At 60.1% G+C, this 23,727-nt stretch carries 27 protein-coding genes; 23 read left to right on the plus strand and 4 right to left on the minus strand.

Features of this window, described 5'->3' with window-relative positions:
* Positions 1–159 precede the first annotated feature (159 nt).
* Entirely contained in the window at positions 160–1,425 is a 1,266-nt protein-coding gene (locus BLX89_RS19385; RefSeq protein WP_075292618.1) for a hypothetical protein, read from the plus strand.
* A gap of 366 nt (positions 1,426–1,791) precedes the next feature.
* The gene (locus BLX89_RS19390) at positions 1,792–2,118 is read left to right on the plus strand and encodes a hypothetical protein (RefSeq protein ID WP_075292619.1); all 327 of its coding nucleotides are present in this window, start codon (positions 1,792–1,794) and stop codon (positions 2,116–2,118) included.
* 119 nt (positions 2,119–2,237) lie between these two features.
* Here BLX89_RS19390 and BLX89_RS19395 read toward each other — a convergent pair whose 3' ends face one another.
* The gene (locus BLX89_RS19395; protein WP_245292879.1) at positions 2,238–2,687 is read right to left on the minus strand and encodes a flavin reductase family protein; all 450 of its coding nucleotides are present in this window, start codon (positions 2,685–2,687) and stop codon (positions 2,238–2,240) included.
* A gap of 221 nt (positions 2,688–2,908) precedes the next feature.
* On the opposite strand from BLX89_RS19395, the gene BLX89_RS19400 reads away from it, so the two are divergent.
* From BLX89_RS19400 to BLX89_RS19430, 7 genes are all read left to right on the plus strand, one after another.
* Positions 2,909–3,991, plus strand: coding sequence for a branched-chain amino acid ABC transporter substrate-binding protein (locus tag BLX89_RS19400; RefSeq protein ID WP_075292795.1), 1,083 nt, complete (start codon positions 2,909–2,911; stop codon positions 3,989–3,991).
* Positions 3,992–4,018: 27 nt separating this feature from the next.
* Entirely contained in the window at positions 4,019–5,029 is a 1,011-nt protein-coding gene (locus tag BLX89_RS19405; protein ID WP_075292620.1) for a P1 family peptidase, read from the plus strand.
* 95 nt (positions 5,030–5,124) lie between these two features.
* The gene (gene rpe, locus BLX89_RS19410; RefSeq protein WP_075292621.1) at positions 5,125–5,799 is read left to right on the plus strand and encodes a ribulose-phosphate 3-epimerase; all 675 of its coding nucleotides are present in this window, start codon (positions 5,125–5,127) and stop codon (positions 5,797–5,799) included.
* On the plus strand, positions 5,799–6,536 hold the full coding sequence (locus tag BLX89_RS19415; RefSeq protein WP_075292622.1) for a DUF2259 domain-containing protein: 738 nt from the start codon (positions 5,799–5,801) through the stop codon (positions 6,534–6,536). The genes rpe and BLX89_RS19415 overlap by 1 nt, the downstream gene beginning before the upstream one ends.
* Entirely contained in the window at positions 6,533–7,102 is a 570-nt protein-coding gene (locus BLX89_RS19420; RefSeq protein ID WP_245292872.1) for a hypothetical protein, read from the plus strand. Before BLX89_RS19415 ends, BLX89_RS19420 begins: the two co-directional genes overlap by 4 nt.
* A gap of 61 nt (positions 7,103–7,163) precedes the next feature.
* Positions 7,164–8,465 carry an adenylosuccinate lyase gene (gene purB, locus BLX89_RS19425; RefSeq protein ID WP_075292623.1) on the plus strand — a complete coding sequence of 434 codons (1,302 nt, stop codon included), beginning with the start codon at positions 7,164–7,166 and terminating at the stop codon, positions 8,463–8,465.
* Between the two features lie 154 nt (positions 8,466–8,619).
* A complete protein-coding gene (locus BLX89_RS19430) occupies positions 8,620–8,925 on the plus strand; it encodes a PilZ domain-containing protein (protein ID WP_075292624.1) in 306 nt (101 codons plus the stop codon).
* A 79-nt stretch (positions 8,926–9,004) separates the two neighbouring features.
* On the opposite strand, the gene BLX89_RS19435 is transcribed toward BLX89_RS19430, so the two are convergent.
* The gene (locus BLX89_RS19435; RefSeq protein WP_075292625.1) at positions 9,005–9,811 is read right to left on the minus strand and encodes a DUF2189 domain-containing protein; all 807 of its coding nucleotides are present in this window, start codon (positions 9,809–9,811) and stop codon (positions 9,005–9,007) included.
* A 207-nt stretch (positions 9,812–10,018) separates the two neighbouring features.
* Here BLX89_RS19435 and BLX89_RS19440 point away from each other — a divergent pair, with 207 nt between their 5' ends.
* Entirely contained in the window at positions 10,019–10,573 is a 555-nt protein-coding gene (locus BLX89_RS19440; protein WP_075292626.1) for an RBBP9/YdeN family alpha/beta hydrolase, read from the plus strand.
* Positions 10,574–10,684: 111 nt separating this feature from the next.
* Positions 10,685–13,240, plus strand: a complete 2,556-nt coding sequence (locus BLX89_RS19445; protein WP_075292627.1) for a sensor domain-containing protein — start codon at positions 10,685–10,687, stop codon at positions 13,238–13,240.
* Between the two features lie 71 nt (positions 13,241–13,311).
* Here BLX89_RS19445 and BLX89_RS19450 read toward each other — a convergent pair whose 3' ends face one another.
* Entirely contained in the window at positions 13,312–13,626 is a 315-nt protein-coding gene (locus BLX89_RS19450; RefSeq protein WP_075292628.1) for a DUF1476 domain-containing protein, read from the minus strand.
* 236 nt (positions 13,627–13,862) lie between these two features.
* Here BLX89_RS19450 and purC point away from each other — a divergent pair, with 236 nt between their 5' ends.
* The 6 genes from purC (at position 13,863) to arsC (ending at position 16,984) form a co-directional block, all read left to right on the plus strand.
* On the plus strand, positions 13,863–14,627 hold the full coding sequence (gene purC, locus BLX89_RS19455; RefSeq protein ID WP_075292629.1) for a phosphoribosylaminoimidazolesuccinocarboxamide synthase: 765 nt from the start codon (positions 13,863–13,865) through the stop codon (positions 14,625–14,627).
* Positions 14,628–14,643: 16 nt separating this feature from the next.
* Positions 14,644–14,886: a phosphoribosylformylglycinamidine synthase subunit PurS gene (purS, locus tag BLX89_RS19460; RefSeq protein ID WP_075292630.1), complete on the plus strand. Its 243-nt coding sequence runs from the start codon at positions 14,644–14,646 to the stop codon at positions 14,884–14,886.
* Positions 14,887–14,905: 19 nt separating this feature from the next.
* Positions 14,906–15,163 carry a hypothetical protein gene (locus BLX89_RS19465; protein WP_075292631.1) on the plus strand — a complete coding sequence of 86 codons (258 nt, stop codon included), beginning with the start codon at positions 14,906–14,908 and terminating at the stop codon, positions 15,161–15,163.
* Positions 15,160–15,831 (plus strand): phosphoribosylformylglycinamidine synthase subunit PurQ, encoded by a 672-nt coding sequence (gene purQ / locus BLX89_RS19470; protein WP_075292632.1) that lies wholly within the window; start codon positions 15,160–15,162, stop codon positions 15,829–15,831. Before BLX89_RS19465 ends, purQ begins: the two co-directional genes overlap by 4 nt.
* Before the next feature lie 78 nt (positions 15,832–15,909).
* Positions 15,910–16,314 (plus strand): hypothetical protein, encoded by a 405-nt coding sequence (locus tag BLX89_RS19475; protein ID WP_075292633.1) that lies wholly within the window; start codon positions 15,910–15,912, stop codon positions 16,312–16,314.
* 322 nt (positions 16,315–16,636) lie between these two features.
* Positions 16,637–16,984, plus strand: a complete 348-nt coding sequence (gene arsC / locus BLX89_RS19480; protein ID WP_075292797.1) for an arsenate reductase (glutaredoxin) — start codon at positions 16,637–16,639, stop codon at positions 16,982–16,984.
* A 72-nt stretch (positions 16,985–17,056) separates the two neighbouring features.
* Here arsC and BLX89_RS25375 read toward each other — a convergent pair whose 3' ends face one another.
* The gene (locus tag BLX89_RS25375) at positions 17,057–17,278 is read right to left on the minus strand and encodes a DUF1127 domain-containing protein (RefSeq protein WP_143523689.1); all 222 of its coding nucleotides are present in this window, start codon (positions 17,276–17,278) and stop codon (positions 17,057–17,059) included.
* A 91-nt stretch (positions 17,279–17,369) separates the two neighbouring features.
* On the opposite strand from BLX89_RS25375, the gene BLX89_RS19490 reads away from it, so the two are divergent.
* From BLX89_RS19490 to BLX89_RS19520, 6 genes are all read left to right on the plus strand, one after another.
* The gene (locus BLX89_RS19490) at positions 17,370–18,785 is read left to right on the plus strand and encodes an aminotransferase-like domain-containing protein (RefSeq protein WP_075292635.1); all 1,416 of its coding nucleotides are present in this window, start codon (positions 17,370–17,372) and stop codon (positions 18,783–18,785) included.
* Positions 18,786–18,947: 162 nt separating this feature from the next.
* A complete protein-coding gene (gene purL, locus BLX89_RS19500) occupies positions 18,948–21,182 on the plus strand; it encodes a phosphoribosylformylglycinamidine synthase subunit PurL (RefSeq protein WP_075292637.1) in 2,235 nt (744 codons plus the stop codon).
* Between the two features lie 19 nt (positions 21,183–21,201).
* A complete protein-coding gene (locus BLX89_RS19505; RefSeq protein ID WP_056326083.1) occupies positions 21,202–21,435 on the plus strand; it encodes a BolA/IbaG family iron-sulfur metabolism protein in 234 nt (77 codons plus the stop codon).
* 6 nt (positions 21,436–21,441) lie between these two features.
* Positions 21,442–21,666 (plus strand): hypothetical protein, encoded by a 225-nt coding sequence (locus BLX89_RS19510; protein WP_075292638.1) that lies wholly within the window; start codon positions 21,442–21,444, stop codon positions 21,664–21,666.
* Between the two features lie 144 nt (positions 21,667–21,810).
* Positions 21,811–22,146 carry a Grx4 family monothiol glutaredoxin gene (grxD, locus tag BLX89_RS19515; RefSeq protein WP_075292639.1) on the plus strand — a complete coding sequence of 112 codons (336 nt, stop codon included), beginning with the start codon at positions 21,811–21,813 and terminating at the stop codon, positions 22,144–22,146.
* Between the two features lie 330 nt (positions 22,147–22,476).
* Complete coding sequence (locus BLX89_RS19520; protein ID WP_075292798.1) at positions 22,477–23,715, plus strand: multidrug effflux MFS transporter; 1,239 nt, start codon at positions 22,477–22,479, stop codon at positions 23,713–23,715.
* Positions 23,716–23,727 lie beyond the last annotated feature (12 nt).

Here is a 23,727-nt window from a genome sequence, read left to right on the forward strand (position 1 = left end):
GGTAGAACAGTTTTTGAGCAGGGTCGGGAAAATCTGGCCCGAGCCATTCATTGACGTTGGGTCCGGGAAAGGGAAATTCCGGGCTTGGCGGAAGGTGGACATAGACCAGGTGATAAACCCGGCATCGGCCGTAAGCGCCGGCGACCCGGAGGGACTTTGATGGTCCCGATGGAGATGCCTCGCTACACGTCGTTTCGCACGCTTGCGAGCGGCGCCACCGGTTTTTACTGGATCTGCCCGATGCGATACCGGAAGCTCGGAAGTCCTTACAAGGCGTCACCGCTCGGTGAAAACCTCTCTGTCAAAGAATTGCACGCGGCGGCCAAGCTCTGGAACGATAGGCTCGACGCATGGCTTGTCGAGCGGCGCGGCGGTCATGAGGTGGACACCAGCCGATATGGCAGCATCGAGTGGCTGATCAACACGTACCTCTCCCATGACAGCTTTCTTGAAAACGTGCAGGAGTTCAGCCGGCCGGATTACAAGCGCATCCTGGACCGCGTCTCGGACACAAAGATCAGAGCGGAAAAATCTGGCCTGCTAGTCAGGATCGGTGACGCGAAAATCAATCAGGTGTCGGTTCGCACCGCAGAGAAGATCTACAAAGAGTTTGCCGACGCGCCGCGCTCGGCCGAGAAAGTCGTTTCCTACTGCAAGACGATGTGGAAGCGCATGATACCGCACTACCCCGAAATGTTTCGCCAGGACACGAAAAACCCGTGGGAAGGTGTGACGGTCAAAAAGCGCGTGAAGAACATCAAGGGTTACGTCGATCGCGCGACGGTCTACAGGTTCGCCAACGCGGCTATCAAAGAAAAGCGCGGTGAGCTGGCCGCGGCTGCCATACTGGCATTTGAATGGCTGATGCGCCCTACCAGCATCGGCGCTGGCTATGCCGCGTGGACCGGCTATCGTGGCGCGGCGCATCCGGACAAGATTTCAGTGCGTCACCGTAAGACGGGCGAGCCGGCGCTGCACCCGCTTGAGTTCATTGACGATGACGGCCAGCTCGTCTCACTCTATCCCGACGCTGAGAAGATCCTGAAGCAGGTGCCTCGGTACGGCGTTTCGATCGTGGCGCAACACAACGGCAACCTCTTCGGTGACGGCGGCTACCTGACACAGGAAGTTGCCGCGCTGGCCGCGAAGGTCGGCATGCCCGGTTTCACGCTGGACAAGGCCCGCCACGGCGGAATGACCGAACTGGAAGAGCTCGGGTTGACCGAAGGGGAAGGCCGGGCCTTGTCGCGGCACCGTACCTCGCGCGCCTACAGCGGCTATGCAAAAGAGACGGAACTGCGGACGCTCAACGCCACGAAGAAGCGTTTCGGCCATTATGAACAGCCCAAAATTATGAACAAAAACAATGCTGAAAAATCGGCCGAAAATGCCGAAACACCCGCGATTGTTCATAACAAACGTTGATTTTCCTGCATCCTGCGAGGCCTGCAAATCCTTGTACCCCGGTTCAATTCCGGGCGAGGCCTCCAAAGTCTTTCACCAAGACGAACTCTCTGTATTCCCTTGAAAATTTCCACGTCGGGTCGTTTCTTAGCCGTGCGCGCCCATGAGCTGGGAAGCTGTTCGCCTGCGCATGTCAAAAGTGATTGTGCATGAGCCGGTCGATGCGACACGGTGCGCCTCTCAAAAATGCACGCAGCGGGTCTGCCAAAGAACAAAGACATAAAAGTGTAAGCGCGGCCGATAGATCGCCTCGCGCTTGCGAGGAACTTTTCCAGCTTTTTTCCATTCTCCTTCACAGCAAGAAATATATGCGAAGGAGTGCATGTCATGGCGACCTACATCGATGAACGTGGAGATCGCGTTGCAAGCGCGGAAGCGGACAAGAAGGTCCGCGCCACGACGACAGAAGCTCGGCAGGGGCCTTTAGGGAAACCTATTTTCATCGTCCTCGTCTGCGGCCTGCTGCTGGCACTCGTCGCCTGGGCGGGCGCCGAAATTTTCGGTGAAAGCACCGATAACGACGCCGCGACTGAGACGCAGCAGGTGACGCCGGCGGAGACCGCAACCGACGCGCCGACAACGCCCAGCAGTGATGTTCAGCAGCCAGCGCCCGTTGATCAGGATCCGACACCACAGTCCGGCACCGGTGGCTAAAGTCTCCAGGAAAGACACGGTAAAAGGTGTTGTCAGAAACGCTTGAGAGAACATGCAAGCGAAAGGCCGTCCGGTTCTTAAAGACCGGACGGCCTTTCGCCTATGTCGTGTGACCAACATCAAAGAGTGTGGTAATCGCGGTGGAAATAAACCAGCGCTTCGCGGGGATCGCCGATTTCCATGGCCATCACCTTGCCGAAAAGCACCATATGCGTGGCGATTGCTTTGCTGTCGATTATCTCGCAATCGAATGCGGCAAGCGCACGGGAAAGCACCGGCGCCCCCGTCGAAAGCGTTGTCCAGTTGCCGTAATCGAAACGCAGTTCCGGCTCGATCCCGTCTCGCCCGGAAAAAACGTGGGCGAGGTCCATCTGGTCGGCCGCGAGTACGTTGAGCGCAAAGCGGCCGCTCTCCACAAATATCCTGTTTCTGGGATTGGCAAGATTGAGGCAAACGAGAACCGTTGGCGGATCGTCGGATACCGAGCACGCCGCGGTGATGGTGACACCGCGGCGAACGCTCCCCTCGGCGGTCGTAACGATATGGACGTGCCCTGCCAGCCGGCTCATTGCATCGCGATAGGAAAGGGGATCGAGGGCAAGCGGACGCGACACGAAATTCTCCAGGGATTTGACGGCATACACATAGACGCTGACGGACAATATGTAAGCCGCAATCACGAAAACGCATACCGCAAGACGATCTTTTTCCTTTGACCGCATCCTCCGCATCCGTAAAACAGCAATGGACTGCGTCCATGACGTATTCGCGGCAGCCTCTGAATAGGATGATTATGCGTAGACTGATTGCCAATCTCGCCCTGGTCACGCTTCTCAGCACGTCGGCGGCGTCCGCTGCAGGCCTGAAGATTGCAGTCGTGGCTCCCGAGAGCGGACCCTTTGCGCTTCTGGGCAAGCAGATTCTCGATGGCGCGACCTTTAAGGCAAAAGAACGCGGCAGCGAGATCGTCACCGTCGCAGAAACCTGCGAAGCCGCGGATAACGACGCCTTGGGCAAAGCGATTGTCGATAGCGGCGCGGAAGCGGCAATAGGATTTCTGTGCAAGGAAAGCCTTGAGGCGAGCCTCACTGCCCTGGCGGCCGCCAACATCCCGGCGATCACAGTGAGCGTGCGCTCCGATATCCTCATGGAAGACGCACTCAAGAACAACTGGCCTCTCTTTCGGCTTGTTCCCAATGCGGCAGCCGAAGCGAAAAAGATCACCGAGGTCATCCTTTCTGGCTGGAAGGACAAGCCGCTCGCATTGATCGACGATGGCACCATTCATGGCCGGGAACTTGTCGAGGCGGTCAAGACCGCGATCGGCGAAGCGGGTCTGACGCCGGTTTTCACAGATACGTTCCGCCCGTCTCAGGAGCAGCAGGTCTCGCTTGTGCGGCGCCTGATCAAGAGTGGCGCAACCCATGTGTTCGTGGGCGGCGATCGATCGGACATGGCCGTCATCGCCAGGGATGCCAAGGCGGAAAACAGCGGCCTCACCTTTCTCGGATCGGAAGTCTTGAACGCAGCCGACCAGCCCGTGCCGCTTCAGGAAGGCGTGATGGCGGTCGCCTTACCCGATTATGCCCGCGACCCGATCGCCGCAAAAATCGTGACGGAATTTTCCGAAGCCGGCATCGTGGCGGAAGGATATGTTCTTCCAAGCTTCTCGGCCGTCACGATCCTGGAGGCGGCCAAGGACACGTCTTCCGCGCAGAACCTGCCGCTACGGGACGCCGTTGCGGGTGGACAGTTTGAAACTGCGATCGGAACCGTGCGTTTCGGTCCGGATCACGAGCTCACCCCCTCCCCCTACCGGCTGCTGGTGTGGCGCAACCATCGCTTCGTTGAGCCGGCACAGCAGAACCAGTGAGCAAAACCGGTGATCAGGAACGCTGACATGAAGGCGGGCATCCGAAATGCGATCACCGATGTCGCCGGCATCAAGGTCGGCAACGCCCAGGATCAGCGATTGAAATCCGGCGTTTCAGTCGTCGTCTGCGACGAGCCTTCGGTTGCGGCCTGTCAGGTGCTCGGGGGCGCGCCCGGCACGCGCGAGACGGATCTTCTGGAGCCTCACAACACGGTTCAGTCCGTCGATGCCATCGTGCTCTCCGGCGGGTCAGCCTTTGGGCTTGATGCCGCCTCGGGCGTCCAAAGCGCGCTGGCTGAAAGCGGCCGTGGCTTTGCCGTCGGTCCGGTGCGCGTTCCGATCGTCCCGGCCGCAATTCTCTTCGATCTCCTCAATGGCGGCGACAAGGATTGGGGACGATATCCGCCCTATCGCGAGCTCGGTTACGAGGCCGCCCGCAACGCCGGGCTTGACTTCGAAACCGGAAGCGCCGGCGCTGGTACTGGTGCGTTGACCGCCGGTCTGAAGGGAGGCCTAGGCACCGCCTCGACAGTCGCCGGCAACGTGACGATCGGTGCGCTGGTCGCGGTCAATGCGCTCGGTTCGGCAACGATTACCGCCACGCCGCACTTCTGGGCGGCGCCCTTCGAGGAAGGCGACGAGTTTGGCGGGCTGGGCATGCCTCATCCCTTTCCGCGGGAAGCCCGCGCCATCCGCACCAAGATGGGCGGAGACACAAACGGGATGCGCAACACGACCATCGCCGTGATCGCAACGGATGCGATCCTGACGAAGGCAGAGGCCAAGCGGCTCGCCATTTCCGCCCATGATGGTTTTGCGCGTGCTTTGTGGCCGGCCCATACGCCATTCGACGGCGATATCGTTTTCGCGCTCGCGACCGGAAAAAGCGGAACGAGGCCCGACGAGCAGGATTTCATAACCCTTTGCGCCCTTGCCGCGTCGACCATGGCACGCGCCATCGCGCGCGGTGTGCATGACGCATCGTCCGATGACGGCGATATCCTACCGTGCTGGAGCCAGATAAAGGCTATGGCATGAGGCGCGTTCACCACGCTGACGGCGAAATGCGCCTGCAATATTGTTTGCATGGCTGAGCGGTGGTATTGCCCGGGAAACTCTGGAGCCCAAGCATCATGACCCTGCCAATCCGCATCGCCCCTTCCATTCTCGCGGCCGATTTCGCCAAGCTCGGCCAGGAAGTGCGCGATGTGACGGATGCCGGCGCTGACTGGGTGCATCTCGACGTCATGGACGGGCATTTCGTGCCGAACATTTCCTTCGGCCCCGACGTTATCAAATCGCTGCGCCCCTTCACCAAGGCAACATTCGATTGCCATTTGATGATCGCCCCGGCCGATCCCTATCTTGAAGCCTTCGCCAAGGCGGGCTGCGACATCATCACGGTTCATGCCGAGGCCGGTCCACACCTGCATCGCTCGTTGCAGAGCGTGCGCGCGCTTGGAAAGAAGGCGGGCGTATCGCTGAACCCGGCAACGCCGCCGAGCGTCATCGAATATGTCCTCGATACCGTCGATCTCGTTCTTGTCATGTCGGTCAATCCCGGCTTCGGCGGCCAGAAGTTCCTGCCGTCGGTGCTGGACAAGATCCGTGCCATCAAAAAGATGATCGGCGATCGTCCGATCGATATCGAGGTGGATGGCGGTGTCGCCACCGACACGATCGCCGATATCTCGGCTGCCGGCGCCAACGTCTTTGTTGCAGGCTCCGCCATCTTCAAGGGCGGAAAGATTGAAGCCTACAGCGACATGATCGGCACGCTGCGCACCCTTGCGGAGGCTGGACGCTGATGGCCGCGCCGGCCCGCAGGATCGCATGGATCGCGGGCTGGCTTGCGCTCACGGTCGCGCCTGCGTCGGCAGGGGATATCGCCTCCCTGCAGACGATCGGTTTTTCGGCGGATGGCGCCATCTTCGCTTTTGAGGAATACGGCGTGCAGGACGGCTCCGGCTTCCCCTATTCCAACATCTACATGATCGACACGAAGGCCGACCGTTTTCTGGAAGGAACGCCCGTGCGTTCGCGGATCGACGACGAACGTGCCTCGCTCGGCTCTGTCCGCGCCCAGTCGGCGAAGGCAGCCTCAGCCGTCTTGAACCGCTACGGCGTTTCCGACAATCCCGGTCTGCTCGCGGCCTACAATCCAGTGACCGAAGGCGGCGATGGCAAGACATTAGCCTACCGTGCCCACGCGGCGCTGCCCCCCGTCGGCGAGCCCTATAGGCTGGCCTTGGAAAACGTTCCGCTTCCCGCGCCTGAAAACTGCGCCGGACTTGTCGGCGATACCAAGGGTTTTCGACTTTCCTATACCCGTGAAGACGGCAAGCCTTCCTCCCGAACACTGCATCTCGACGAACGTTTGCCAGAAAGCCGCGGGTGCCCGACGGATTACAGGATCGGTGCGGTGGCCATCCATCATCCATTCGGCGGCGCGTCCGTTCATGTGGTGATGGTTCAGGTGGTCCGTTACGGTTTCGAAGGCAGCGACGGCCGCTGGATCGCCGTGCCCGTGACGGATATGCCATGAGACTTGAAAAGGGTGCCGACGCACACGGGAAATCAGGCCCGACGACGCGGATCCTGCTGCGTTTGAAGCGAACGGCGCCGGGCGGCGGCGAAATCATTCTCGGCGCAATCGCATGGGGATTGCTGATGGCGGCCGCAGCCTTCGGTGCCCTCTATCTTCAAAACCGGGCGGAAACGTCGCGTCTGGCTTCCGTGCTCGTGCTCTATCTGTGCGGCGGCGTGCTGGCCTGGCCGTTTGCCCTTTCCTTCGCCCGCTTCTGCGCCGAGGGTCGCCGCGCCGATGCGCGTTTCGCAGCCTATTTCTTCTGTCTCACGGTGTTCACGGTCCTGGCGACGGCCTTCCTCTTCGCCATGCAATACAGGCAGTTCTACGAGCGCTGGCATGCCCCCTTCGGCACGCGCATCTGGGTCTACCAGTTCCTGTTTACCGGCGCGAATTCGGTCTATCAGTTCGTGGTCATGGGCGTTCGTCTCTTCGTGCCGTTCGGAGTTGTCATACTGGCTGTCGCAAGCCTGTGGCTCGCCCGCCCGAAGCTATCCGCCCACCCACACGTACTCGAACGTTGAGCTTGCCGCCCATCTTTGCTAGAGGCACAGCCAAACTCATCCAATTACGAAAGAAGAGCCCATGATCCCCCGCTATTCCCGGCCGGAAATGGTCGCCATCTGGTCGCCTGAAACCAAGTTCCGCATCTGGTTCGAGATCGAGGCCTATGCCTGCGACGCACTCGCCGAACTTGGCGTCATCCCGAAGGAAGCGGCAAAGACCATCTGGGAAAAGGGCGGCGCTGCGGAGTTCAACGTCGCGCGGATCGACGAGATCGAAGCCGTCACCAAGCACGACGTCATCGCCTTTCTGACCCATCTCGCGGAGTTTGTCGGACCTGACAGCCGTTTTGTCCATCAGGGCATGACCTCTTCGGACGTTCTCGACACGACCTTCAACATCCAGCTCGTTCGCGCCGCCGATATCCTGCTCGCAGATATGGACCGCGTGCTCGCAGCGCTCAAGGCGCGCGCATTCGAACACAAGGACACCGTTCGCATCGGTCGCAGCCATGGCATCCACGCCGAGCCGACGACCATGGGCCTGACGTTGGCGCGCTTCTATGCCGAAATGAACCGCAACCGTGATCGCCTCGTTGCCGCCCGCGCCGAAATTGCGACCGGTGCGATCTCCGGCGCCGTCGGCACCTTCGCCAATATCGATCCGAGCGTCGAGGAATACGTCTGCGAAAAGCTTGGCCTCCAGCCGGAGCCGATCTCGACGCAGGTCATCCCGCGCGACCGTCATGCCATGTTCTTCGCGACGCTCGGCGTCATCGCCTCCTCGATCGAGAACGTGGCGGTCGAGATCCGCCACATGCAGCGCACGGAAGTTCTGGAAGCGGAAGAATTCTTCTCGCCGGGCCAGAAGGGTTCGTCGGCCATGCCGCACAAGCGCAACCCTGTGCTGACCGAAAACCTGACCGGTCTTGCTCGCCTCGTGCGCATGTCTGTCGTCCCGGCGCTGGAAAACGTGGCCCTCTGGCACGAGCGCGATATCTCGCACTCTTCGGTGGAGCGGGCCATCGGCCCGGATACGACGATCACGCTCGACTTCGCGCTGAACCGCCTTGCCGGCGTCGTCGAAAAGCTGGTCATCTACCCGGAAAACATGCTGAAGAACATGAACAAGTTCCGCGGGCTCGTGCATTCGCAGCGCGTCCTTCTGGCGCTGACCCAGGCCGGGGTTTCGCGCGAGGATTCCTACCGCCTCGTCCAGCGCAACGCCATGAAGGTCTGGGAACAGGGCAAGGACTTCCTTGAAGAGCTGCTCGCTGACGAGGAAGTACGCGCCGCCTTGCCGGAAGCGACGATCCGCGAAAAATTCGACCTTGGCTATCACACCAAGCACGTCGATACGATTTTCCGCCGCGTGTTCGGCTGACGGGATCAAGGGGAGCCAGGCGGCTCCCCTTTCCGCTCCGGCGCCTTTCCGTTCCGCTTTGAGCCAGTTGCGTCAAATCCGAACAGTTTTCTCAATCGATTTCTCAGCTTTGTATGAAAAGCTTCCGTTCAAATGAAAAAACGGGAGGCAAGACATGCCAAATCAGCAGGTTGTCGAACGCAAGGCCAAGAGAACGCAAACGAAATTCACCGGTGAAGTGACCTGCAAGGGCAAGAGCAGCCGAGGCGTGGTCAAGGATCTGTCGCCCGCCGGGATCTGTTTCCAGCTCTATTTCGATATCGATGCGAAAACCGGTCAGGAAGTGACCATCCAGAGCGAAGAACTCGGTCATATGAGCGGTATCGTCCACTGGTATCGCGGCGACAAGATCGGCATCCGTCTTCTGTCGTCGTCCAACACCTCGGCGCAGGTCTCGTCCTACTTCAAATATTTTCGCTGAGGACGCAGGAAGCCTGCGGCCTCGCATCCGCTGACGGCATCAAAGCGCGCCATGAGAACTCAAGGGCGCGCTTTTTCCATCAGGCCAACCTCTCAGGCTCCACCATCCTTCGATAGAGATGCCATGTGGCATGCCCCAACACCGGCATGATCACGGCGAGGCCGACGAAGACGGGAATAGACCCGATCACGAGGCCAGCGGCGACGATGAGCCCCCAGACGGCCACCGGCAATGGATTGACCAGGGTTGCCCGAATAGACGTCTGCACCGCGCTGACTGCGCCGACATCCCGGTCCAGTAGCAAGGGGAAGGATACCACCACCGTCGACAACACCGCGACCGCGAACACGAACCCGACGGCATTGCCGACAAGGATGAGGTTCCAGCCGGCTTCGGTGTAGAGAATACCGTTCAAAAACGCCATGAACGAACGCGGCGGCTCCTCGGCGATCATCTGGACATACAGTGCCTGCGCGACAACCAGCCAGGCCACGAAAAGCACGAACAGCATGGCTGCGATTGCAAGGATCGACGGCATGGCGGGGGAATGGCGAACCTCAAGCGCGTGATACCAGGATGTATCCATGCCCGCTTCCCGACGCCTGCTGATCTCATAGAGTCCGATGGCCGCAATCGGGCCGATCAAGGCGAAACCGGAGACCAGCGGATAGAGCAGCGGCAGCATGTTTGCTCCGGAACTCCACGCCGCCAGAACCACACCGGCAATCGGATAGATCAGCCCCAGAAAGACGTAGTGAGACGGTTTTTCGCAAAAATCGTCCCAGCCGCGCGCGAGCGCGTCGAAGACGTCGGATACGCCGATCTTTCGGATACCGGGATGGGCAACGGTGCCTTCGGCGCCGGCCATTACATGAAATGCTGTCATGACGAGATCTCCTCCGGGGAAAATCTGCGCCGCGTCGATCCGAAAACAGTATGCAAGGACGAAGCCGGCGCAACTGGTATCGTGACATTCCGCATTCTTCGAAACCTGCGATGGCGCCGGAATCGATCATTTATGCGATAAGTATACACCCGATTTGCTTTTCCATCACTTGACTTCAAAGACCGACAACCTCACATCGCCGTTACTATGAAAGCATCCGACGCAGATATCCTCATCGTTCCCGGCTATACCAATTCCGGCCCCGACCATTGGCAGACCCGCTGGCAGAACAAGCTTACCTCCGCCCGCCGCGTGGAACAGGCCGAGTGGGCAAAGCCGGTGCGCGAAGATTGGGTTGCGCGCATGGTGGAGGAGGTCAATGCCTCAGCCAAGCCGGTGGTGATCGTCGCCCATTCGCTCGGCGTCGCCACGGCGATCCATGCCCTGCCCCATGTGGAGAAGAAGATTGCCGGCGCCTTTCTGGTTGCTCCGCCCGAAGTCACCAATCCGAAGATCCGCCCGAAGCATCTGATGACCTTCGGCCCTTATCCGCGTGACCCGCTTCCATTTCCCTCGGTGATGATCGCCAGCCGCAACGACCCCTTCGGCTCCTATGATCATGCCGGCGATATCGCCAACGCCTGGGGATCGTTGCTTGTCGATGCCGGCGAATCCGGGCACATTAACAGCGAATCCGGCCACGGCCCATGGCCCGAAGGCACCATGGTTTTCGCGCAGTTCCTGAGCAAGCTGCAGGTGTAATGCGTAATCTCCCGTATCGCCGTGACATTCGGCGGTACCTCAGCGTATTAATCTGACTTTCACAAGTGATGTAGACAATAGGGCCCAATCTACTCGACAGACGGCCGGGACGTGACGACATCCAGAACCAGAGGCACGCGCAAGCCGAGCGATCTTGCCAGCACCGATCCAGCCGTTCGAGCGTTTCTTGACGGCATGCCGGCCGCGTATTGCCTGCTGAACGGCAAAGGCGTCATCCTTCATTCAAATGCAGCCTTGTCTGATCTCCTGCCGGGGGCAGCACCCCCTGCTCATCTCGAGGATGTTCTCAGCGAAGAGTGCGCGTCCAGCTTTCGTCAGGCCATCGCCGCGCTGGACGAGGCCGGTGCACCTGTCGCCCTGTGCGAGCTGAAATCTCCCGGACGCGGTTGGTTGCAAGCCTCCATTTCGGCAAAAGACATAGACGGAACGCGGCACTATCAGCTGCAGGCATTGCCGATTGATGGCGTGATGCGCAGGCTCCTCGTCTCTCAGGCGCATGAGCGGCGGTGGAAGTATGCCCTCGACAGCGCCCATCAGGGCGTTTGGGACCACGATTTTCAGGCGAATGACCTGTTTTATTCGGCGGCCTGGAAAAGAATTCGTGGCTTGTCCCCGGATGCGGCCGTCAACGGTGAACTCGATGTCTGGATCGAGAGTGTCCACCCCGACGACAGGGCCTGGGTTCTCGAATGCATTCGCCGCCAGGACGAAGGTGAAGTCGAATTCAACGTCTTCGAATACCGGGAGCGCCACGCGGACGGACACTATGTCTGGATCGAAAGCCGTGGGGCTTCGATCGAATGGGGGCCGGATGGCAGGCCCACCAGGGTCATCGGGACCGACACGGATATAACCGAGCGCAAAGTCAATGCGGGCCGCCTGGAAGAGATTTCACGCCGGCTGCAGCTAGCACTCGATATTTCCAAGATCGGCGTCTTCGAAGCCAATTTGGACCGCGGAAGCGCTGTTCGCGATGCCGAGCTGATCCGGATGTATGGCTTCGATCCGGAAACGACCGATCCCTCCCGTGCGATCTTCGAGGAATGCCTTCATCCAGACGACTATGAGCAGGCCTTTAGGACCATCGCGGAAGGCATCGCATCCGGCGAGCCGTTCCTGAATGCGTTTCGCATCGTGCGCCCGGACGGCTCGGTCCGGTATATCCGTTCGCGGTCCATGGCCTTTGTTGATACCGAAGGTGAGCGCAAGCTGGTCGGTGCCAACTGGGATGTGACGGAAGACATCGAGCTGCGCAACGAACTCGAGAAAGCCCGACAGCTGGCGGAAGCCCGCAACGAAGAGCTTGAAGCGGCCAAGGCACGCATCGAGTACAACGCCCTGCATGATCATCTGACCGCACTTCCCAACCGCAGATATCTGGACCAGCAGCTGGATGACTGGATCGGAGGCAAGACCGATTACTGCGCCATCATCCATATCGACCTTGATCGCTTCAAGCAGATCAACGACACGCTCGGTCATCAGGCCGGCGACGCAATGCTCGTTCACACCGCGCAGGTTCTGTCAGGAGCCGTTGAAGCCGGCGATTTCGTTGCCCGTATCGGCGGTGATGAGTTCGTCATTCTCTGCGCAAGCCGCAGTTCCGCCGACGATATCGTTCCGATGGCAAATCGTGTCGTTGATCTCTTGCGGCGGCCGGTTCCCTATCAGGGCCATCTCTGCCGTTTCGGCGCCAGTGCCGGCATCGCATGGGTTGGCAACGAAGCGCACGATGCGCGCTCATCCCTGATGAACGCCGATATCGCGCTTTACCGCGCCAAGAACCTGGGAAGAAACCGCTCCGAATTCTTTACAGCGCACCTGCAGACCCAGATCCAGCACGCCAAGCGCACCGCAGACGATATTATTCGTGGGATCGAGGAGGGAGAGTTCATCCCCTTCTACCAGCCGCAGTTCGATGCAAAAACCCTGGACCTAGCAGGCGTCGAAACGCTGGTGCGCTGGCGCCATCCGCGCCTTGGCCTGCTGACGCCCGACCATTTCCTGAAAATCGCCGAGGACATCGACGCGCTGTCAACGATCGACCGAGCCATTGCACTTCAGGCTTTTGAAGATTTTGCCGACTGGGAACAATCGGGGCTGCCGGTCGCACGCGTATCGCTGAACGTTTCCTCGCGGCGCCTGCGCGAACCGGATCTCGTCGAGAACCTCAAAAAACAGAACATCCCGCAGGGGCGTGTTTCCTTCGAGTTGCTGGAATCGATCTTTCTTGACGAACTGGAAGACGGCGTCTCCGAAACCATCGCGGCGCTCAAGGCGCTCGGCATCGACATCGAGATCGATGATTTCGGCACGGGTCACGCCTCCATCATCGGCCTGCTCAAGCTCAGCCCCGCGCGTCTGAAAATCGATCGCGCGCTGGTAAAGCCGATCGTCGATATGCCGGAACAGCGCAGGCTCGTCGGCTCGATCATCGATATCGGCCACTCTCTGAATGTGGAAGTGGTTGCCGAGGGCGTCGAAACGATCGCGCATGCCGTCATCTTGCAGGAACTGGGCTGCAATGTCCTGCAGGGCTATGCTTTTGCAAAACCGATGGAAAAGCAGGATTTCGAGGCTTTCGCGCGCGCCTGCAACTGGCCCCAGCAGGTCGGCGGTTCCCCCAGCCGATCGGCCTTGCGCTGAACGATAAAACGAAAACGGCCACCCGCTGATGATCAACGGGCGGCCGCGTTTCGATGAGAAATGTCGCGCTATCAGCCGTTTTCGATCTGGGAGATCGCTTCGGAAAGCAGCTCGACCATCTTGTGGCGAATCTGCTCGTCGGTCTGCGCTACGCCGGCAGCATCGAAATCGGCGCGCAGCTTGCGCACGACGTCTTCATGGCCCGCTTCCTCGAAATCCGCTGCAACAACCTCGCGGGCATAGGCCTCGGGATCCTGCTTGCCAAGCAGACCGGCAGCCCACAGGCCGATCAGCTTGTTTCTGCGCGCCTCGGACTTGAAACGCAGTTCCTCATCCAGCGCGAACTTCGCTTCGAATGCCTTTTCGCGATCCTGCATACCGGTCATGTTCGATCTCCCTAGAAATTCACTGCCTTAGCGGCCTGCGCCCCATAAACCAAAAGCATGACAAAAGTGCAATGCGAAGTTTTTCGCTTTCATGACTTTGAAGTAGACTGAAGGCGCGAATTCCGGGGACGGGGTAAGACGCCGATTGTGAAATCGTTTCTTTTCCGCTATGGACCCGCTTAGGAAATGCATATCGGCGCGGCCCAAGCGTGCCGGAAACTATAGAGACACCATTGATGAATCGTCGCCGCCGTATTTACGAAGGCAAGGCCAAGATCCTTTATGAAGGTCCAGAGCCAGGCACGCTGATCCAGTTTTTCAAAGATGATGCCACCGCCTTCAACAAGAAGAAGCACGACATCATCGACGGCAAGGGCGTGCTGAACAACCGTATCTCGGAATACATCTTCACGCACCTGAACCGGATCGGCATTCCGACCCACTTTATCCGCCGCCTCAACATGCGCGAGCAGCTGATCAAGGAAGTGGAGATCATTCCGCTTGAGATCGTCGTGCGCAACGTTGCCGCCGGTTCGCTTGCCAAGCGCCTCGGCATCGAGGAAGGCGTGATCCTGCCTCGCTCGATCATCGAGTTCTACTACAAGGCCGATGCGCTGGATGACCCGATGGTCTCCGAAGAGCACATCACCGCCTTCGGCTGGGCCAATCCGCAGGAACTCGACGATATCATGGCGCTCGCCATCCGTATAAACGACTTCCTTTCCGGCCTCTTCCTCGGCGTCGGCATCCAGCTCGTCGATTTCAAGATCGAATGCGGCCGCCTGTTCGAAGGCGACATGATGCGCATCATCCTCGCCGACGAAATCTCGCCGGACAGCTGCCGTCTGTGGGATATCGAAACCAAGGAAAAGCTCGACAAGGATCGGTTCCGCCGCGATCTCGGAGGTCTGGTCGAAGCCTATCAGGAGGTCGCCCGTCGCCTCGGCATCATGAACGAGAACGAACCGCCACGCGGCTCCGGCCCGGTTTTGGTCAAGTAAGCAGGATTAATCGACAGTGATCAACGCACGAGTAACTGTGACGCTGAAAAACGGCGTTCTGGACCCGCAGGGCAAGGCAATCGAAGGCGCCCTCGGCGCCCTCGGTTTCGACGGCATCGGCCATGTCCGCCAGGGCAAGGTCTTCGACCTTCAGATCGAAACCGCCGACAAGGCGAAGGCCGAAGCCGACCTCAAGGCCATGTGTGAAAAACTTCTGGCTAACACGGTAATCGAGAACTATTCTATTTCCCTCTCCTGAAGGTTGAGGAAAATAGTCGATGGCAGACATTACAAATGATCTGATCTACGAACTGCTCAAGAAAATGCAGATGGATCTGTCCAATCTCAAGTTTGAGATTTCGAGCATGAAGTCTGAATTGGGCAACATTCGCAGCACGATGATCGTGATCCAGCAAGACATAAACAATATTTATGCCACGCTCGCGCGTCACGAAACCCGCCTCGACCGTATTGAAAATCGCCTCGAACTGCGCGAGCTCGCCGAGGCCCAAGCAAGGTTTGAACCGCACCCATGAAATCTGCAGTCGTCCAGCTTCCCGGCCTCAATCGCGACCGCGACATGATCGCGGCGCTGACCAAGATTTCCGGCAAGGCGCCGGTGACCATCTGGCAGACGGAAACCGAAATCCCGGATGTCGATCTCATCGTCATTCCCGGCGGCTTTTCCTATGGCGATTATCTGCGCTGCGGCGCGATTGCCGCCCGTATGCCGGTGATGCAGGCGATCAAGGCCAAGGCCGAAGCCGGCGTCAAGGTTCTGGGCGTCTGCAACGGCTTCCAGATCCTGCTTGAAGCCGGTCTCCTGCCCGGCGCCCTGATGCGCAATGCCTCGCTCAAGTTCGTCTGCCGCGAGATCAAGCTTGAAGTCGTCAACGCGGACACGGATTTCACCCGCGCCTATCAGGCCGGCCAGATCATCCGCTGCCCCGTCGCCCATCACGACGGCAACTACTTTGCCGACAGCGAAACCCTGAAGGCGATCGAAGACAACGGCCAGGTTCTGTTCCGCTACGCCGACGGCACCAATCCGAACGGCTCGCTGAACGACATCGCCGGCGTGATGAACAAGGCCGGCAACGTTCTCGGCATGATGCCGCATCCGGAAAACCTGATCGAAGCGGCCCATGGCGGCTCCGACGGCCGCGGCCTGTTCGCCTCGGCCCTCGACGTAATCGCCGCTTAACCCTTCGCTTGCTAGAAGGCAGCTGACCGCACGACGCGACATGATTCGCGTTGTGCCCCGCTAAGAACGAGGCTGCTCATGCGCGCTGTTTCATCCCTCCGCCTGTCGATCGCCCTTGCCGGCCTTGCAACCCTCGCCGGCTGCCAGACGGAGCCGCCGGCACCGGCGCGCAACACCGCCGCCCTGCCGACGATGGAGCGGATCGCGCTGGCCGCCAGCAGCTGCTGGTTCAAGTCGAACGACCCGGCTTTCAAGGCCTATCGTCTGGCGCCGGAACTCAACTCCTTCTCAGGTCGTCCGCGCATCCTGATCGTCAAGCGCAATTCTCCGGAATCGCGCCCTCTGGCGGTCGTCCAGGCAGAAGGGCAGCCTGCTCGCCTGCAGGCGTTCGGCCCGCTGTTCAACGAAGCGATCGGGGCTCGCATGACCTCGGATATCCGTCGCTGGTCAACGGGAAACAGCACCTGCAAGAGCGCCGCCTGACAGCGACCCGGTCCAACCGTCAAAACTGGAACAACTTGGCTTCAGGACTCTCGAACGTGAGTCGCCTTTTGTCCTATCGCGTTCAATATTGCGCGGGAATGCAACCTGCGATTTCTGGCCTGGCTAATTCTAGCGAGTTCCTTTTCAATCCGCGCTGATAAAAGCTCATCTCGACGCCGGCTCCGAATCCTCCCGTCGTTCAGCAGGGAGAGCTTCGCATCCCCGTCATGAAATCACTTTAGATGCGAATGACCGGCACCGCTGGCGTCCATCATTCCTTGACCTTCTTGGCGCTACCCGTCGCATTCAAAAAGGCATGACCATGAGCATTACCATCTACCACAACAACCGTTGCGGCACGTCCCGCGCAGTTCTCGAAATGATCCGCGAGGCAGGCGCCGAGCCGATCGTTGTCGACTACATGAAAACCCCGCCCGAAAGAGAACTGCTGCTCGCCATGCTCGTGGCGATGGATCTGTCCCCCCGCGCACTCCTGCGCACCAGGGAAGCGGCCTACACCGAACTCGGACTTGCCAACACCGAGTTGACGGACCGCGACCTGCTGGACGCCCTCATTGCACACCCGCAACTCATGGAACGCCCCGTCGTCATCAGCGAAAAAGGCGTTCGCCTCTGCCGTCCAAAGGAAAAGGTGCTGGAGATCCTCTAAACAAGGATTGACCCGGGTTCGAGGCAGCCGGAAAGCCGGCGGCCTCATCTCATTCAAAACTAGCCTTTGAATTCAATTCCAAAATGGCCGCGCCGCCTCTTGCCGCGCCTCGTCCGCGGTGACACCAATGTCGAGCAATTGCTCCGGCGACATCTCGCTCAACGCCAATCGGCTACGTCTTTTCTGGCCACAGACGATTATCCAATCAAGCAATGCCCTGAAAAATCGCCGCTTTTTCTGACGTGAAAGCGATGGCGGGATTGCGCCTCCGCAAATTGTATCTATTGCCACCATTGCATCACCCAGACATTGATTGAACCATTACAATTTGTATGTCCGACTATTGATTGACTCATTGATTGTTTCAATCTACAGAATTGTAACCATGACAAATTGGATTCCAGACCCCCAACAAGGCGATGGCCCGATGTATGCCCGCATCGCAGAGCAGATCGAGCACGCCATTACGGATGGCACATTGCCGGTCGGCGCAAAGCTGCCGCCGCAGCGCAACCTCGCCTTCGATATCGGGGTGACGCTTGGCACGGTGGGACGCGCCTATCAGATCGTGCGCGAACGCGGCCTGGTAAGCGGCGAAGTCGGTCGCGGCACTTATGTGCTGGAACACACGGAAAGCCGCCCCGCCGAGCAGGCCGATCCGCTGACGACGGCGCTTGCCGGCACCCGGCCGATCAAGGCGCCACCGGGAAAGCTGCGCTTCGATAGCACCGCTGCTCCCGATATCGGCCAAGGCCGATCGCTGGAAAAGATCGTCGTCGATATCAGCCGCGAGCATCACGCCGAGATTGCCAGCTATACCCGCGATTTTCCCGAACACTGGTTCGAGGCGGGCAGCCAGTGGTTGGCAAAAGGCACTTTCCGCCCCCTCCCCGAGCGCATTGTCCCGACGCTCGGTGCGCACGCCGGCGCGGTCGCCGTGATCGCGGCCGTCACGGCGCCCGGCGACAAGATCGCGTTCGAAAACCTCACCTACTCTCAGGTCAGCCGCAGTGCCGGGCTGATCGGCCGTCGCACGATCCTGCTGCGTTCGGATGATTACGGCCTCGACCCGGATGACTTTGAGAAGGTCTGCGCCCAGCAGCATCCGAAACTCGCCTTCCTGATGCCGACGGCGCAGAACCCGACGGTTGTCAGCTTGTCGCTGGAACGACGCCAGGCCATCGCCGACATCGCCCGCCGCTATGGCGTCTGGCTATTGGAAGATGATCTCTATGGCGCCATGACCGGCAGCATGACCCCGCTGCTGGCCGAACTCGCACCGGATCGTACCTTCCTTGTCGGAGGCCTTTCGAAATCCGTTGCCGCCGGCATTCGCGGCGGCTGGGTCGCCTGCCCGCCGCATTTCAGCCAGCGCATCCGCATTGCCCACAAGATGGTGAGCGGTGGCGTGCCTTTCCTGATGGCGGAACTTGGCGCGCGAATGGTGCTCTCCGGCGAAGCGGCGCGCCTGCGCGCCCGCACCATCGAGGAAATCCGGGCGCGGGAAGCGATCGCGCAGGAGATTTTTGCGGGGCTTGACTTCAATTCAAACCCCAACGTGCCCTTCCTCTGGCTGAAATTGACGGAGCCCTGGCTTTCCGGAACCTTCAAGCACGCCGCCTTCGAGGAAGGCGTGCTTGTCGATGATGAGGACGAGTTCAAGGCCGGCCGCACCGATGTTGCCTATCACCGGGTGCGCATCGGTTTTTCCTCGCCATCCCGCGAAGAGGTCCGCCGCGGCTTCCTGACCCTGCGCCGTCTTCTGGACAGCGGCCGGGCCGGTTACGACAGTTTCGCCTGAGCGTGATCAAAAACCCCGGCAATGACTGTTTGCAAGGGCATTTTCCTGTCGCGCCGCAGAACATCATAGGCTAAAGAGACCGCAAAAGCGCGCCTCTTCGCGGCCGAGCTTTCGGCTTCGCGCCGAGGCTCCCGGCTCGCCCAACGGACCCAGTGGAACACGATGACCATTTCCAACACCCGTCCCATCACCCCAGATCTCATCGCCTCGCACGGCCTGAAGCCCGATGAATACCAGCGCATCCTGGACCTCATCGGTCGCGAGCCGACCTTTACCGAGCTTGGCATCTTTTCGGCCATGTGGAACGAGCACTGCTCCTACAAGTCCTCGAAAAAGTGGCTGCGCACGCTTCCGACCAAGGGGCCGCGCGTCATTCAGGGTCCGGGCGAAAATGCCGGCGTTGTCGATATCGATGATGGCGATTGCGTCGTCTTCAAGATGGAGAGCCACAACCACCCGTCCTATATCGAGCCCTATCAGGGTGCGGCGACCGGCGTAGGCGGCATTCTGCGCGACGTCTTCACCATGGGCGCCCGCCCGATCGCGGCGATGAATGCGCTGCGCTTCGGCGCACCGGATCATCCGAAGACCCGCCACCTCGTTTCCGGCGTCGTAGCCGGCGTCGGCGGTTATGGCAACTCCTTTGGCGTTCCGACCGTCGGCGGCGAAGTCGAGTTCGATGCCCGTTACAACGGCAACATCCTCGTCAATGCCTTCGCAGCCGGCCTTGCCAAGTCGAACGCCATCTTCCTCTCGGAAGCCAAGGGCGTCGGCCTTCCCGTCGTCTACCTCGGCGCCAAGACCGGCCGTGACGGCGTCGGCGGCGCAACCATGGCATCGGCAGAGTTCGACGAGTCGATCGAGGAAAAGCGCCCGACCGTTCAGGTCGGCGACCCCTTCACCGAAAAGTGCCTGCTGGAAGCCTGCCTGGAGCTGATGAAGACCGGCGCGGTCATCGCCATTCAGGACATGGGTGCTGCCGGCCTCACCTGCTCGGCCGTCGAGATGGGCGCCAAGGGCGACCTCGGCATCGAGCTTCAGCTCGATCAGGTGCCGGTGCGCGAAGAGCGCATGACGGCCTATGAAATGATGTTGTCCGAAAGCCAGGAGCGCATGCTTATGGTTCTGGAACCATCGAAGGAAGACGTCGCCAAGGCGATTTTCGTCAAGTGGGGCCTCGATTTTGCGATCGTCGGCAAGACAACCGACGACCTGCGTTTCCGCGTCATCCATCAGGGCGAGGAAGTCGCCAACCTGCCGATCAAGGAACTGGGCGACGAGGCACCGGAATATGATCGTCCCTGGACACCGGCCGTCACCCCTGCCCCGCTCGCCACGAACGATGTGCCCCAGGCGGATGTCGCCGATGCGCTTCTCTCGCTCGTCGGTTCGGCCAACAACTCCTCGCGCCGCTGGGTCTACGAGCAGTATGATACGCTGATCCAGGGCAATTCGCTGCAGCTTCCCGGTGGCGACGCCGGCGTGGTGCGGGTCGATGGTCATCCGAGCAAGGCGCTGGCCTTCTCCTCGGATGTTACCCCGCGCTATGTCGAAGCCGATCCGTATGAAGGTGGCAAGCAGGCCGTTGCCGAATGCTGGCGCAACATCACCGCGACCGGCGCCCTGCCGCTCGCCGCCACCGACAACCTGAACTTCGGCAACCCGGAACGCCCGGAAATCATGAGCCAGCTGGTCCATGCCATCAAGGGCATCGGCGAAGCCTGCCGCGCGCTCGATTTCCCGATCGTCTCGGGCAACGTCTCGCTTTACAACGAGACCAACGGCCAGGGCATCCTGCCGACGCCGACCATCGGCGGCGTTGGCCTGATGAAGGATTGGGCGACCATGGCCCGCATCCGCTTTGCTGCTGAAGGCGATGATATCCTGCTCGTCGGCGCACCGGAAGGTCTCGGCACTCATATCGCCCAGTCCGTCTACATGCGCGACATCCATGGCCGCACCGATGGTCCGGCGCCGCATGTCGATCTCGCCCATGAGCGCAAGACCGGCGATTTTGTCCGCGACCTCATCGTTGACGGCCTTGTCAGCGCCGTTCACGATTGCTCGTCGGGCGGTCTCGCGCTCGCCGTTGCCGAAATGGCGATGGCGTCCGGCATCGGCGCGAAGATCGATGCCGTTGCTGGCCGCGATCCGATCCCTGTCTTCTACGGAGAGGATCAGGGCCGTTACGTCGTGACCGTCAAGGCTGAATATGCCGAGCAGCTTGCCGAGCGCGCCAGGGCAGCCGGTGTCAATGCGCCGGTCATCGGCCGCACCGGCGGTACGGAAGTCGTTCTGGGGGCAGCGCGCCCGCTTGCAATTCTGGAATTGCGCTCCGCCCATGAATCGTGGTTCCCTGACTTCATGGATGGCACTGGGCAGATCGCTGCCGAGTGAAGTGCAAGGAGTAGTTAAGATGCCGATGGCCCCTGGCGATATCGAAGACATGATCAAAGCTGGCATACCGGGTGCGAAAGTCACCATCCGGGATCTGGCCGGGGACGGCGATCACTACGCCGCCGAGGTGGTGGCCGAGGCCTTTCGCGGCAAGACCCGCGTGCAGCAGCACAAGATGGTCTATGATGCGTTGAGCGGGAACATGGGCGGCGTGCTTCACGCACTCGCTCTGCAAACCTCCGCGCCCGAGTAAGCCGCGATGGCGAACCTGATCAATGAACTGGTCACGGGCGTCGTCGAAAGCGTCCTGAAGGAAGTGCTGAAGAAGACGGGCGTCAAAACCACGTCGAAGCGCACGAAACGCCAGACGCGCAATGCGTCTGGCCAATTCACTAGGACGAAGGCCAAGCCGAAAGCAAAGCCCGCGAAAAAGCAGGTGAGCCGCCGTCGTACCGCTGCTGCGCGCAGCAGAGCTAAAACCTGAACCACCGATCATTCACGTCGGCGTGACTGTTCAGGCACAGCCATCAATTTTTGTTGCGCAGGCGGGTGTAAACGACCCCTGTGCATGTTATCTAGGGGCAATCGACCCTGCCCGACCTTGAATCGGGTAACGAAGGATTTTGACATGAGCGGAATTAACGATTTCATCGACAATGAAGTGAAGACGAACGATGTCGTTCTTTTCATGAAGGGCACCCCGCAGTTCCCGCAGTGTGGTTTCTCGGGCCAGGTGGTCCAGATTCTCGATTATATCGGCGTGGATTATAAGGGCATCAACGTGCTCGCGGACGCCGAAATCCGTCAGGGCATCAAGGATTATTCCAACTGGCCGACGATCCCGCAGCTCTACATCAAGGGCGAGTTTGTCGGCGGCTGCGATATTATCCGCGAGATGTTCCAGGCGGGCGAACTTCAGTCGCACCTCGAAGAAAACGGCATTTCCGTCAAGGGCGCTGCCTGAGGCATGGTGTAGCGAGATCGAGGAAGGCGCCCGCGCCTTTCTCTCTCCGAACCGTATGACTTTCGGGTCGTGTTCAGCATTTCCGACGCGAATGAATGATCCTGGTGTCATCATTCGGTGATGATTGCGCGTTATCGCGCCACCTGTCAGCTTTCTTCGAAGGCTGCTCCAAACCTCCTGCCGTCGGACGCCTCAGCCCGCGGCGTTTATAATATTCATCTTTGAAAGCGCTTTCGAATTTGCGCGTTTCAAGTTTTGACGTCCCGGCATGCCCTCGGCAGCGTGGCGCCTTCGTATTGCATCGGCCATCCGCCGCGTCAGGAATCCGCAATGACGACCACTATGTCTGAAACGGCAGTCTTGCCCGCTCTTCCCAAATCCCAGTTCATTGCGCTGATGGCGATGCTGATGGCGATCAATGCGATCTCGATCGACATCATGTTGCCCGGCTTGCAGGAGATCGGTGCGAGCCTCGGCGTGAGCGATGAGAACCAGCGCCAGTTCGTCATCACGTCCTATCTGCTGGGCATGGGCCTCGCGCAGCTTTTCTTCGGTCCGTTGTCGGATCGATTCGGCCGCAAGATCCCGCTTCTGGCGGGACTCGGCATCTACGCGCTTTGCGCGCTGGCAATCGTCTTCGTGCCGACGTTTGCGGGTTTGCTTGCCCTGCGTTTCGTCCAGGGCATCGGCGCCGCCGCGACGCGTGTGATTTCGGTCTCGGTTGTCCGCGACGTCTACGGCGGCCGCATGATGGCAGAGGTCATGTCGCTGGTGATGATGGTCTTCATGATCGTGCCGGTTATCGCGCCCAGCGTCGGCCAGCTGATCATGATCTTTGCGGAATGGCACATGATCTTCGTCGCCATCTGCATCTTCGCGGTTTTCGTCGCGACGCTGGTCATCGTCAAACTGCCGGAAACCCTGCCGGATGACCATCGCCGCCCCTTTACGCCGACGGCGATCATTGAGGGCTTCCGGATCGTCCTCACAAACCGGACGGCTCTGTTCTACACGCTGGCGATGTCCTTCATCTTCGGCGGACTGTTCGGCTTCATCAACTCGGCCCAGCAAATTCTCGTGGGTGTTTATGATCTCGGCGTCTGGTTCCCGCTGGCCTTTGCCGGTTTCGCCGGCCTGATGGCCGTCGCCTCTTTCGCCAACTCGAAATTGGTCAATCGCTACGGCATGCGCCGGCTCTCCCACTCGGCCCTCGTCGGCTTCACGCTCGCGAGCTTCGTGTGGATCGCCGCCGCATCGATCATGCCCCTCCCCTTCTGGCTGTTCGTCGTCATCTACGCCTGCGCCATGTTCCAGTTCGGCCTGATCGGCGCCAATTTCAACGCCATGGCGATGGAGCCGCTCGGTCGCGTCGCCGGTACGGCCTCGTCGGTCCTGGGCTTCACCCAGACGATCGTCGGCAGTCTCATCGGCGCGGCCATCGGCCAGGCCTTCGATGGAACCGTGCGGCCGCTTGCCTTCGGCTTTTTCGCCGTTGCCGTCATCGGCTTCGTCTTCGTGCTGATCGCGGAGAAGGGAAAGCTTTTCCAGCCGCATACCCCGACACACTGATCCGAAATTCCG

The sequence above is a fragment of the Pararhizobium arenae genome (genome assembly GCF_001931685.1).
Classification (GTDB): Bacteria; Pseudomonadota; Alphaproteobacteria; order Rhizobiales; family Rhizobiaceae; genus Pararhizobium; species Pararhizobium arenae.

What these genes read in the sequence shown, in the direction of transcription:
- BLX89_RS19385 (WP_075292618.1), top strand. Translation starts at nt 160, where the DNA reads ATGGTCCCGATGGAGATGCCTCGCTACACGTCGTTTCGCACGCTTGCG.
- BLX89_RS19390 (WP_075292619.1), top strand. Translation starts at nt 1,792, where the DNA reads ATGGCGACCTACATCGATGAACGTGGAGATCGCGTTGCAAGCGCGGAA.
- BLX89_RS19395 (WP_245292879.1), bottom strand. Translation starts at nt 2,687, where the DNA reads ATGAGCCGGCTGGCAGGGCACGTCCATATCGTTACGACCGCCGAGGGG.
- BLX89_RS19405 (WP_075292620.1), top strand. Translation starts at nt 4,019, where the DNA reads ATGAAGGCGGGCATCCGAAATGCGATCACCGATGTCGCCGGCATCAAG.
- rpe (WP_075292621.1), top strand. Translation starts at nt 5,125, where the DNA reads ATGACCCTGCCAATCCGCATCGCCCCTTCCATTCTCGCGGCCGATTTC.
- BLX89_RS19415 (WP_075292622.1), top strand. Translation starts at nt 5,799, where the DNA reads ATGGCCGCGCCGGCCCGCAGGATCGCATGGATCGCGGGCTGGCTTGCG.
- BLX89_RS19420 (WP_245292872.1), top strand. Translation starts at nt 6,533, where the DNA reads ATGAGACTTGAAAAGGGTGCCGACGCACACGGGAAATCAGGCCCGACG.
- purB (WP_075292623.1), top strand. Translation starts at nt 7,164, where the DNA reads ATGATCCCCCGCTATTCCCGGCCGGAAATGGTCGCCATCTGGTCGCCT.
- BLX89_RS19430 (WP_075292624.1), top strand. Translation starts at nt 8,620, where the DNA reads ATGCCAAATCAGCAGGTTGTCGAACGCAAGGCCAAGAGAACGCAAACG.
- BLX89_RS19435 (WP_075292625.1), bottom strand. Translation starts at nt 9,811, where the DNA reads ATGACAGCATTTCATGTAATGGCCGGCGCCGAAGGCACCGTTGCCCAT.
- BLX89_RS19440 (WP_075292626.1), top strand. Translation starts at nt 10,019, where the DNA reads ATGAAAGCATCCGACGCAGATATCCTCATCGTTCCCGGCTATACCAAT.
- BLX89_RS19450 (WP_075292628.1), bottom strand. Translation starts at nt 13,626, where the DNA reads ATGACCGGTATGCAGGATCGCGAAAAGGCATTCGAAGCGAAGTTCGCG.
- purC (WP_075292629.1), top strand. Translation starts at nt 13,863, where the DNA reads ATGAATCGTCGCCGCCGTATTTACGAAGGCAAGGCCAAGATCCTTTAT.
- BLX89_RS19465 (WP_075292631.1), top strand. Translation starts at nt 14,906, where the DNA reads ATGGCAGACATTACAAATGATCTGATCTACGAACTGCTCAAGAAAATG.
- purQ (WP_075292632.1), top strand. Translation starts at nt 15,160, where the DNA reads ATGAAATCTGCAGTCGTCCAGCTTCCCGGCCTCAATCGCGACCGCGAC.
- BLX89_RS19475 (WP_075292633.1), top strand. Translation starts at nt 15,910, where the DNA reads ATGCGCGCTGTTTCATCCCTCCGCCTGTCGATCGCCCTTGCCGGCCTT.
- arsC (WP_075292797.1), top strand. Translation starts at nt 16,637, where the DNA reads ATGAGCATTACCATCTACCACAACAACCGTTGCGGCACGTCCCGCGCA.
- BLX89_RS25375 (WP_143523689.1), bottom strand. Translation starts at nt 17,278, where the DNA reads ATGGTGGCAATAGATACAATTTGCGGAGGCGCAATCCCGCCATCGCTT.
- BLX89_RS19490 (WP_075292635.1), top strand. Translation starts at nt 17,370, where the DNA reads ATGACAAATTGGATTCCAGACCCCCAACAAGGCGATGGCCCGATGTAT.
- purL (WP_075292637.1), top strand. Translation starts at nt 18,948, where the DNA reads ATGACCATTTCCAACACCCGTCCCATCACCCCAGATCTCATCGCCTCG.
- BLX89_RS19505 (WP_056326083.1), top strand. Translation starts at nt 21,202, where the DNA reads ATGCCGATGGCCCCTGGCGATATCGAAGACATGATCAAAGCTGGCATA.
- BLX89_RS19510 (WP_075292638.1), top strand. Translation starts at nt 21,442, where the DNA reads ATGGCGAACCTGATCAATGAACTGGTCACGGGCGTCGTCGAAAGCGTC.
- grxD (WP_075292639.1), top strand. Translation starts at nt 21,811, where the DNA reads ATGAGCGGAATTAACGATTTCATCGACAATGAAGTGAAGACGAACGAT.
- BLX89_RS19520 (WP_075292798.1), top strand. Translation starts at nt 22,477, where the DNA reads ATGACGACCACTATGTCTGAAACGGCAGTCTTGCCCGCTCTTCCCAAA.